This is a genomic window from Flavobacterium gawalongense, from assembly GCF_007097265.1.
In the GTDB taxonomy this organism is placed as follows: Bacteria; Bacteroidota; Bacteroidia; order Flavobacteriales; family Flavobacteriaceae; genus Flavobacterium; species Flavobacterium gawalongense.
The window spans coordinates 1-10,078 of the sequence record NZ_VJZP01000054.1 but is presented as its reverse complement, the minus strand read 5'-3'; the positions used below and the strand labels follow the sequence as shown (position 1 = coordinate 10,078).

The 10,078-nt window shown below is 37.2% G+C and carries 8 protein-coding genes; all 8 read left to right on the top strand.

Going from position 1 to position 10,078, the window contains the following annotated elements:
• Positions 1–1,416, top strand: a 1,416-nt coding sequence (locus FNW38_RS16790) for a glycoside hydrolase family 2 TIM barrel-domain containing protein (protein WP_144265603.1), incomplete at its 5' end; no start/stop codon positions are given.
• 343 nt (positions 1,417–1,759) lie between these two features.
• Positions 1,760–3,145 (top strand): 3-keto-disaccharide hydrolase, encoded by a 1,386-nt coding sequence (locus tag FNW38_RS16785; protein WP_144065097.1) that lies wholly within the window; start codon positions 1,760–1,762, stop codon positions 3,143–3,145.
• A gap of 12 nt (positions 3,146–3,157) precedes the next feature.
• Positions 3,158–4,501, top strand: coding sequence for a Gfo/Idh/MocA family protein (locus FNW38_RS16780; protein ID WP_144065093.1), 1,344 nt, complete (start codon positions 3,158–3,160; stop codon positions 4,499–4,501).
• Positions 4,502–4,504: 3 nt separating this feature from the next.
• The gene (locus tag FNW38_RS16775) at positions 4,505–4,732 is read left to right on the top strand and encodes a hypothetical protein (protein WP_144065094.1); all 228 of its coding nucleotides are present in this window, start codon (positions 4,505–4,507) and stop codon (positions 4,730–4,732) included.
• A gap of 298 nt (positions 4,733–5,030) precedes the next feature.
• Entirely contained in the window at positions 5,031–5,543 is a 513-nt protein-coding gene (locus FNW38_RS16770; RefSeq protein ID WP_218043838.1) for a hypothetical protein, read from the top strand.
• Positions 5,519–5,788, top strand: coding sequence for a hypothetical protein (locus tag FNW38_RS16765; protein ID WP_144065095.1), 270 nt, complete (start codon positions 5,519–5,521; stop codon positions 5,786–5,788). Before FNW38_RS16770 ends, FNW38_RS16765 begins: the two co-directional genes overlap by 25 nt.
• A 44-nt stretch (positions 5,789–5,832) precedes the next feature.
• The gene (locus FNW38_RS16760; protein ID WP_235890235.1) at positions 5,833–8,784 is read left to right on the top strand and encodes a SusC/RagA family TonB-linked outer membrane protein; all 2,952 of its coding nucleotides are present in this window, start codon (positions 5,833–5,835) and stop codon (positions 8,782–8,784) included.
• A gap of 25 nt (positions 8,785–8,809) precedes the next feature.
• Positions 8,810–10,078: RagB/SusD family nutrient uptake outer membrane protein (locus tag FNW38_RS16755; protein WP_144065096.1), on the top strand; the 1,269-nt coding region annotated here is incomplete at its 3' end.

Sequence of the window (10,078 nt, the reverse complement as noted above, 5' to 3'; positions counted from 1 at the left end):
AACAGAATAACGATCCAATTGGAAAACGTATTAAAACCAACTCGTGTTCCCACTGGAGGAGGTGTAGCCGGAGGAATGTTCTCCAGCAATCCAAAAGCTAATTTTGACTTTTTTCCTTATGCGGGTTTACAGCGTGATGTATTGTTATACACCGTTCAGTCAGTTGCTACTATTAAAGATCTGACGGTACAAACAGGATTTGAAAATACCATTGGTTCTGTTAGTGTAAAAGTAGATACTGAAGGAAAAGCGACCAAGGGTAAAGTTACTATTTCTGGAAATAACAAAGTATACGAATCAGAATTTGTTCTAAATGGCAATACTGCAAATGTGCTTGTTAAAATTCCTGAAGTACGACTTTGGTCCACAGAAGACCCATTTCTTTATAAAGTTTCAGTTAGTATCAGTGATGCCAGTCGTATTATAGATATTTATGAATTGGAAACAGGGGTAAGAACCATTTCGACTAATGATAAACAAATACTTTTAAATGGAAAACCTGTATTTCTAAAAGGATTTGGCAAACATGAAGATTTTCCTATTTTTGGAAGAGGCACAGCAAACCCGGTAATTATAAAAGATTATTCCTTATTGAAATGGGTAGGCGCGAACTCTTACAGAACATCACATTATCCATACGATGAAGAATATATGAATATGGCCGATAGAGAAGGAATATTAATCATCAATGAAATTCCGGCTGTTGGTTTGTATTTCCATGGAGACAAGGAAGAATTAAAATTGAGACAAATTGCCTGTAAAAAGTATATTGAGGAACTGATTACAAGAGATAAAAACCATCCATCGGTAGTGATGTGGAGTGTTGCTAATGAACCTTTTCCAGAAGGGATTAATTTATCACCTGTAGATGTAAAAAAAGCAGATCCACAATCAGTGATTTTGTTTAAAGAATTATTTGACCTTGTAAAAAAATTGGATCCGACCAGACTAAAAACACTTGTTGGAGTAATGGGTGGGCCAGTAGAATGGTTGGCATTATCTGATGTAGTATGTATTAACCGTTATTGGGGTTGGTATACGAATCAGGGCGATATTAAAACCGGAGCCAAGATGCTTAGCGATGAGTTAGATGATTTATATAGTAAATTAAAGAAGCCAATAGTTATTACCGAATTTGGGGCAGATACCTTTCCTGGAATGCATGCAGATCAGGCAGAAATGTTTACGGAAGAATATCAGGTGCAATTCATTAAAGCTTATCTTGATGTAGCAGATACAAAAGATTTTGTGGCAGGAATGCATGTTTGGGCTTTTGCTGATTTTAAAACAGGTCAGGCGGTTATTCGATTTGGAGGGATTAATTATAAAGGGGTGTTCACAAGGGACAGAAAACCCAAAATGGCGGCTCATTATTTAAGAGAAAGATGGGCAAAAAATCCTGAAGATAAAAAATAACAACGGTTATAAAATTATCGACTTACTTACTTAAATGCCACTCTGTATTCCCTGTGTTTATTGAGGTTCTGAATTTATTGACAGGTCAAAAATGCATGTCTAATTTTTTTAGATTACCTTTTTAGTAATGTCCTTTCAACATTCACTTGATATCGTAAGTGTTTTTTATGTAAGTAAGTCGATAAAATTAAATGGGGATCGTTATCTTCTCTTGTAAATTATTAACTAGTGGAATGAATTTGACAGGGTAATAGAAAGTGATTGCGTTATTTTTTTGAGCTACCTATAACCCACATACTACTAGTGTTTTTTAAATAAATGATAAACAAATAAAAAAAAAATGATGAAATCAACAACGAAATTTCGCTCAGCTCAAATCATCCCGCTTCTATTTGTCCTAATACTACTTTCAGGTTTTAATAAAACCAAAAAAGACACAACGCCCTGGGTGGATTTGTTCGATGGACAAACGCTAAACGGCTGGACCATTAAAGGAGGCAATGCTCTGTATAAAGTAAAAGATGGAGCCATTGTGGGTACCACGGCAGATGAACAACCAAATACATTTCTGAGCTCAAATAAAATGTACGGTGATTTTATATTGGAATTAGAGTATAAGGTAAATCCGAACATGAATTCTGGAATCCAGATCAGGAGCAACAGCTATCCGCATTATATGAACGGAAGGGTTCATGGTTATCAAATAGAAATAGACCCCTCGGAGCGTGGATGGAGCGCAGGGATATATGACGAAGCAAGAAGAGGGTGGTTGCACCCAGTGGCTGATGATAATACGGCCGCAAAGAAAGCTTTTAAACAAAACGATTGGAATCATTATAGGGTAGAAGCTATTGGCGATACTTTAAAAACATGGATAAACGGGGTGCCGGCGGCACATTTAATGGACGACCAAACCGCCAGCGGATTCATAGGGTTGCAAGTGCACGGAATTTACGGAGACCATAAACCCGGGACTGAAATTGCATGGAGGAATATTCGCATACTGACCGATAATCTGGAAAAATACGCCCAAAAAAGCCCTCTGCCCGTTGTGGACAAAATTAATAAGCTTACCACCAATGAGGCCAAACTAGGTTGGAAGATGCTTTGGGACGGGAAGACTACCAACGGATGGCGCGGGGCCAAATTGGATGCCTTTCCCGAAAAAGGATGGGTAATCGAGAATGGTGAGCTTATTGTACTTGCAAGCGGAGGAGCAGAATCTTCTGCAGGTGGTGATATCGTAACCACCGAATTATATGGTGATTTTGAACTCCAAGTCGATTTCAAAATAACAAAGGGGGCCAACAGTGGCATTAAATATTATGTAGATACCGATATTAATAAAGGTTCTGGCTCTTCTATTGGCTTGGAATACCAGATTTTGGATGATGAAAATCATCCTGACGCTAAGTTGGGAAGCCATGAAGGAAGCAGAACAATAGCCTCGTTATACGATTTAATCAAGGCGGATTCCAATAAACCGGTGAATCCTGTTGGGCAATGGAACAGTGCTTACATCATGTCAAAAAATAACCATGTTGAGTATTGGCTAAATGGCGCAAAAGTTTTGGAGTACGAACGAAAAAGTCCTGAATTCCGTAAATTGGTATCCGAGAGTAAATATGCTCAATGGCCAAACTTTGGAGAAGCTGAAAAAGGGCACATCCTTCTGCAAGACCATGGAAATCGTGTGTCATTCAGGAATTTTAAAATAAAATCACTTTAAACTCAATTTAAAATGACCACAAGAAGGAACTTTATCACGAAAACAATTTTGGGAAGTGCAGCAGTTGCAATGAACAGTTCCGTAATGGGAATGCCAGCCAGCAGTTATCGCCGGATAATCGGGGCCAACGACAGGATTAATGTGGCCATAGCTGGCCTTGGTCGCAGGTTGGGTGCCTTTTACGAACCTATTGCAATAAAAGAGGCCAATGTTAATTTATTGTATTTGTGCGATGTTATGGAAAGTCAGCGTACACAGGCTTTAAAAAATTTTTCGGAACACATAGATTATAAACCGAAATTAGAAAATGATATTCGAAAAGTGATTCAAGATCCAAAGGTAGACGCCCTGATTAATGCTACACCAGACCATTGGCATGCACCGGGTTCCATTATGGCATTACATGCTGGAAAAAATGTATATGTTGAAAAACCCTGCAGTCACAACATGAATGAAAACGAACTGCTGGTTCAGGCTGCCAAAAAATATAACAAAGTAGTGCAAATGGGCAACCAGCAGCGATCTTCGGAACACACTATCGAAATAATTAAAGAAATCCATAATGGAATAATTGGTACACCTTATAAAGCTGTAGCCTTTTACACCAACGCTCGGGGTGAGGTGCCAATTCAAAAAAGCGCTCCTGTTCCACAGGGGTTGGATTGGGAATTGTGGCAAGGACCTGCGCCAAGACGTGACTACACAGAAGAAACCTGGAACTATAATTGGCACTGGTACGGCTGGGAATATGGCACTGCGGAAGCTGGTAATAATGGAACTCATGAACTGGACGTAGCACGTTGGGCCTTGAATGTTGATTTTCCCCTTCATGTTGAGGTTGAAGCTGGCAAACGGCATTTTGTCAATGATGGGTGGGAGATGTACGACACCATGGATACCACTTTTCGTTTTTCAGGGGATAAAATCATAAAATGGGATGGCAAAAGCCGGAATGGTTATGATATCTACGGAGGTGATGGCCGAGGCACCATTATCTATGGTAGCGAAGGCTCTGTTTTTGTCAATCGGAAAAAATATATACTATATGACAGAAGCGGAAAAATAATTAAATCCAGTAAGTTGGAATCTAGCGAAGGAGGAACCGCTTTGGGTGGTGGAGGCGATATGACAACCACTCACATGATTAACTTCTTCGACGCTATACGTGGGAAAGCAAAACTGACTGCGCCTATCGAGGATGCAAGTATCAGCATGGCTATGGTGCACTATTCTAATATTGCCTTCCGAATTGGAAAAGGATTCGCCATTGACGATAAAACAGGAAGTATGTTTGATCGTGATGCCATGAAACTGTGGAGCCGTAATTATGCACCAGGATGGGAACCTAAATTATAATATATGGACAGAAGGGAATTTATTATAAAAGGAAGCTTATTAGGACCTTTACCATTGGCAGCTTCAACATCTGTTTTTGGAAATTTTATTTCCTTTAATGATACTATTAATATCGGTATAATTGGAACAGGAGATAGAGGAGATGGACTTATACCAATTTTAAATCAGATAGATGGAATCAATGTCACAGCTTGTTGTGATGTGTTACCTTTTAGGCGGCTCATTATTTAAGAGAAAGATGGACCAAAAAGCCGGAAGATAAAAAATAACAACGGTTATAAATTTAAAAACCATCTATGAAATATGCTCTATAACTTTTAATATTATATTGGTTCTTCTGGTTTTTTTGTGAAAATAAAATCATTTTATGCTTTAATAATACATGCCCTTATATTCCTAACATGTTTAAAAAAAGATACTACACTTAAAATGTTTCACATCTTTTCCGGTCGAACCATTATATTAAATATTGAAATTAAAACAGTATCTCAATTTTTTTTTAGAGACATTAATCTCATAAAATACGATTATGATTAATTATCACACAAACATTACGAGAATTTTATCATTTACTTTGTTGTCTTTTGCCACTTTTGCGCAAAGTCCAGTACAAGTAAAATTAGGAAACCAGGGGGTTCAAATCATCAAATCGCAAGGGTACGAATTTAAAGATTTGAATAAAAATGGTAAACTGGATCAATATGAAGATTGGCGATTACCAAATGAAACCAGAGTTAAAAATTTGATTTCTCAAATGACTTTGGAAGAAAAAATAGGTTTTATGCTCATCAGTACCACAAGAATGGAAGGTGATTACGCATTTCAACAGGATGCTCCAAAAGCAGAAATAAAAAGTGGATTTAACGAAGAGGACTTGGTTCAAAACATTAATATGTTTTCAAAAAAACCATTACCAGTACCAGTAATGTCAGCTGTTGGAACTACCAAGGCTGTAACGCAATATAATCTTAGGCATTTTATTCTTAGAGCTAATACTTCAGCAAAAAATTTGGCAGAATGGAAGAATATCATAAATCTATAAAAAGTAACACTGGTTTAGCAAAATCACCAACAAAAAAAATAAAAACTCAAATGAACCATTATGTATTATCCATCGTGGCTTACATAAAATTAGAATGGCTAAAACAAAGAACTAACAAAAATCATTTTGCAATGAAAACTCAAATCTATTTAGCAGCTCAACAAGCTGCTTATGTTGACTTCAAAAGTTATCAACACCTAGAGCTGCGTAATACCTTTTTGATGTTGTTTTTTTGCGTAATATGAGTAAGTTATAAATAGATTTGAGGATTAACTAAACTAAATATTATATGAAAAAGAAGATTATTCTTTTGATGAGTATGATCATGTATACATCGGGTTATGCTCAGGAAAAAATGATTACAGGGACTGTTACCGACCCTTTAAATCTCCCTGTACCAGGAGTTAACGTAATTGTTAAAGAAACAAAGAAGGAAGTAAGCACCGATACGGATGGAAAATACAGTATTTCTGCATCTGTTGGACAGACTCTGGAATTTTCTTATTTAGGCTATAAAACAAAGGAACAAAAAATAGGCGATACCAGTTCCTATAACGTTTCTTTGGAAGATGTCATTCCAACATTAGAGGAATTAATGGAAGTTGTTCTAGTAGGTTACGGTAGTCAGAAAAAGTCGGATGTGACAGGGTCTGTTACTTCTTTGTCTAAAGAAAGGCTTTCTCAACTTCCTGTTACCAATGTGCTACAATCTGTACAAGGTGCCGTTGCCGGGGTAAATGTAACTCAGAGTTCATCTGCTCCTGGAAGTGGAACTTCTGCCCAAATTCGAGGGGCGAATTCTATTAGTGCTTCTACAGGGCCTTTTATCGTTTTGGATGGTATGCCATTTAGTACTACAGGCGGATCTTTAAATGATATTAATCCTAATGATATTGAGTCATTGGAAATATTGAAAGATGCTTCGGCAGTCGCGATTTATGGAACCAGGGGAGCAAATGGTGTTATTTTGATTACTACCAAAAAAGGAGAATCAGGAAAACCAGTTATAAAATTCAACACTTATACAGGTATTGAAGAGTTTTCTAATAGAATAAATCCTATGGGACCAGCTGAATATGTGCAAAAATATGCAGACTGGAAGACACAGTCCGGATCATCAGATACGAATGTTTTACCGAATCTTTTTGAGCAACAAAACTATGCAAATGGAGTAGTTACCGATTGGATGGATCAGGTGGATCAACTAGGGAAAATTCAAAATTATAATGTGAGTATCTCTGGAGGCAGCGAAAGTGTTAAGTACTATATTTCAGGAGATCTATTGGAGCAAAAAGGAGTGTTAAAAGGGTATAAGTTTCAACGTGGGAGTCTTCGATCAAATATTAATGCCAAAATAACACCTTATTTAGACGGAGGAGTAAATTTATTTTTGACAAACAATAATTATGACGGTGGCCATACTAATTTAACTTTGGCAGGCATAATGAGTCCTTATGGTACTCTTTATGATGCAAATGGAGATTATGAAGTGTATCCAATGTTTGGAGAACTTGTGTTCAGAAGCCCATTGGCTAGGTTGAATAGTCCTCGTAACGACAGAAACCAAAATATTACAGCGAATGCTTTTTTTGATTTAACACCAGATTTTTTACCGGGATTTAAATACAAATTAAATGTAGGATATACTTTGGTTCCGACTCAGTTTCAAAGTTATTTAGGCAGAAAAACGGGAGATTTATTGGGTACGGCTATGATATCGAATAGCGAAACAACAAGTATGACTGTTGAGAATATATTTGATTACAACAAAAGCTGGAAAAATCACAGTATTGCGATTACCGGACTTTATAGTGCACAACAAACCGATTTCTTTTCATCTACTACATCTGCTTCAGGATTTATTAATGATCAGTTGGCTTTCAATAATCTATCGACTGCATCTTCTGTGTCAGCCAACTCATTGGGATACAAGTCAAACCTTTTGTCACAAATGTTAAGACTGAATTATTCTTATGCCAGTAAGTATCTTTTTACCGCTACAGCAAGGAGAGACGGTTACTCCGCTTTTGGATCTAATTCTTCAAAATATGGTTTGTTCCCTTCGGTAGCATTAGGTTGGAATATCTCGAAAGAAAAGTTTTTAGAAAATTCGGATTTTGTTAGTAATCTGAAATTAAGAGCTTCTTATGGACTTTCAGGAAATCAGGCAATTGATCCAAACGTGACTTCATCAACTGCGACTACTGTCAGATTGCCTTTCAATGGTGTTAGTACCGTAGGTGTTGTAGCCAATGTACTGGGTAATAAAGATCTTACTTGGGAAAGTACCCTTGGAACTAATGTTGGGTTGGATTTTGAATTGTTAAACGAAAGGATTTCCGGAACTATTGATGGGTACAGTACACATACCAAAGATTTATTGTTGTTACGTGCAATACCAGCTATAACGGGTTATAGTCAGGTATTACAAAATTTGGGAGAAGTGTCTAATAAAGGGTTGGAGATTTCGCTAAAAGCTACGGTTCTTAATAAAGGGAATTTTAGATGGGAGACCAGTGCCAATTTTGCGACTAATAAAAACAAAATTGTTGATTTATACGGCGATAAAAAAGATGACATCGGTAATAGATGGTTCATAGGTAAGCCAATAGGTGTGGTGTATGATTACAAACAAGTAGGAGTATGGCAGGTAGGAGAAGATCCTTCAGGAGTAGACCCTTCAGCTAAACCGGGAGATTTAAAATTTGCCGATACCGATGGAAGCGGAACTATTACTCCGGCTGACAGAGTTGTTTTAGGCCAGACTAGTCCAAAATGGACAGGAGGGATTACCAATACTTTTCATTATAAAGATTTCCATTTAAATGTTTTCATACAAACAGCACAAGGAATTACTAAAAGCAATAACTTGTTGGATTATAGAGACTTTGGAGGCAGACAAAATTTACCTGCAGGAATCGGGTATTGGACAGCGGCAAATCAGAATGATTCAAGACCTGCACTTTCTTATACCAATACAAGAGATTATAATTATCCAAAAGATGCCAGTTATACAAGGCTAAAAGATATAACTCTAAGTTATGTAGCCAATACTAAAGTACTTGATAAATTAAATTTAGGAGGATTAACAATATATATGAGCGGTAGAAACCTTGTAACCTGGACCAAATGGTTTGGATGGGATCCAGAGGCTGATTTTGATAAAAGTGTAGCAGCCGACACTAATAGTTATCCTTTGACTCGTGTGTTTACAATTGGCACTAATATCACTCTAAAATAAGTAATAACTTTTAATAACTTTTAAAATGAAAAATAAAATATATATGGTTAGTCTTCTGATTTTAATGGGAGTTAGCTCTTGTCAGAATGATTATTTAGATGAAAAATTATATTCAAGTTATGATCCTACAGAACTCAATGATGAGCTGGGATTAAATGCGGCTCTGGTTGGTTTGCAAAACCAATATTCAGCCTGGCACACATTTCTTTCTTTACCTAATGCGACAGGTCAGGGCTGGTTGGGCTGTTGGCAAATCGGTACTGATGTTGCCTATAATAAGTCTCCGGCAGACTTAGATCCATGGTGTGTTCCTTTTACCAATTATGCGAATCTTACCGCTACAGATCCGGCAGTATCATATACATGGAAATGGGCATATAAAATTATTAATAATTCAAATTCAATTATTGCTGCCCTTGATAATCCTAAAACGGTTTTAGCTCAGGCTGCTAAAGATAAGATAGCAGGAGAGGCTAAGTTTTACAGAGGATTGGCTTATAATACTCTGGTAACTCTTTTTGGTAAAGTGCCATTGATTACAGTTCCGGTTAGTGGACCAAAGACTGATTTTGTAAGGGCAGATCTAACCGAATTGAACCAACTTATTGTGGATGATTTAGTATTTGCAAAAACAAATTTGCCTACTGTCAACAATGTTAGTAGTAATGTAAAAGGAAAGATGTACTCAAGAGCCCATTCAGCAATGGCTTCCCAAGTATTAGCTGAAGCTTATCTTAGGATGGGAAAAAATGATCTTGCAGAGGCAGCTTGTGATGTCATTATAAATAGCGGTGATTTCAGTTTGGTAAACCAAAGATATGGAGTTAAAGCAAATCAGCCTGGAGATCCATTTGCCGATATGTTTATCTATGGAAACCAAAGGAGATCTCAAGGAAACAAAGAGGCAATCTGGGTATTAGAGATTGAAAACCCATCATCAGTGGTAGGGGGTACAGGATCAAGTTTGCCTGCAGGAACAACCGATGAAATAGGATTTCCTCAGCACCGAAGAGTTTGGGGATCCCGCTACCACCAACAAAAAGGGATGTTGCTTTGTGATTCTTTGGGAGGAAGAGGAATCAGCAGGATTGCCTTGACAAATTGGGTATTGAATAGTCTTTATTCCCCTGGTGACATGCGAAATTCAAAATACAATCTAAGAAGAGATTATTATTATAATGACCCGACATTTGCAAAGTTTGGGCAAAAAGTAGATGTCAATGATCCATCGGTGAATACCGAGCGATTTATTGTGCCTCAAACTAATAAGTGGAATCAATTTGATCCTAAAGAT

Bases quoted from the DNA above. Each gene is read 5' to 3' on its own strand.
- FNW38_RS16785 (WP_144065097.1), top strand. From the start codon at position 1,760: ATGAAATCAACAACGAAATTTCGCTCAGCTCAAATCATCCCGCTTCTA.
- FNW38_RS16780 (WP_144065093.1), top strand. From the start codon at position 3,158: ATGACCACAAGAAGGAACTTTATCACGAAAACAATTTTGGGAAGTGCA.
- FNW38_RS16770 (WP_218043838.1), top strand. From the start codon at position 5,031: ATGATTAATTATCACACAAACATTACGAGAATTTTATCATTTACTTTG.
- FNW38_RS16775 (WP_144065094.1), top strand. From the start codon at position 4,505: ATGGACAGAAGGGAATTTATTATAAAAGGAAGCTTATTAGGACCTTTA.
- FNW38_RS16765 (WP_144065095.1), top strand. From the start codon at position 5,519: ATGGAAGAATATCATAAATCTATAAAAAGTAACACTGGTTTAGCAAAA.
- FNW38_RS16760 (WP_235890235.1), top strand. From the start codon at position 5,833: ATGAAAAAGAAGATTATTCTTTTGATGAGTATGATCATGTATACATCG.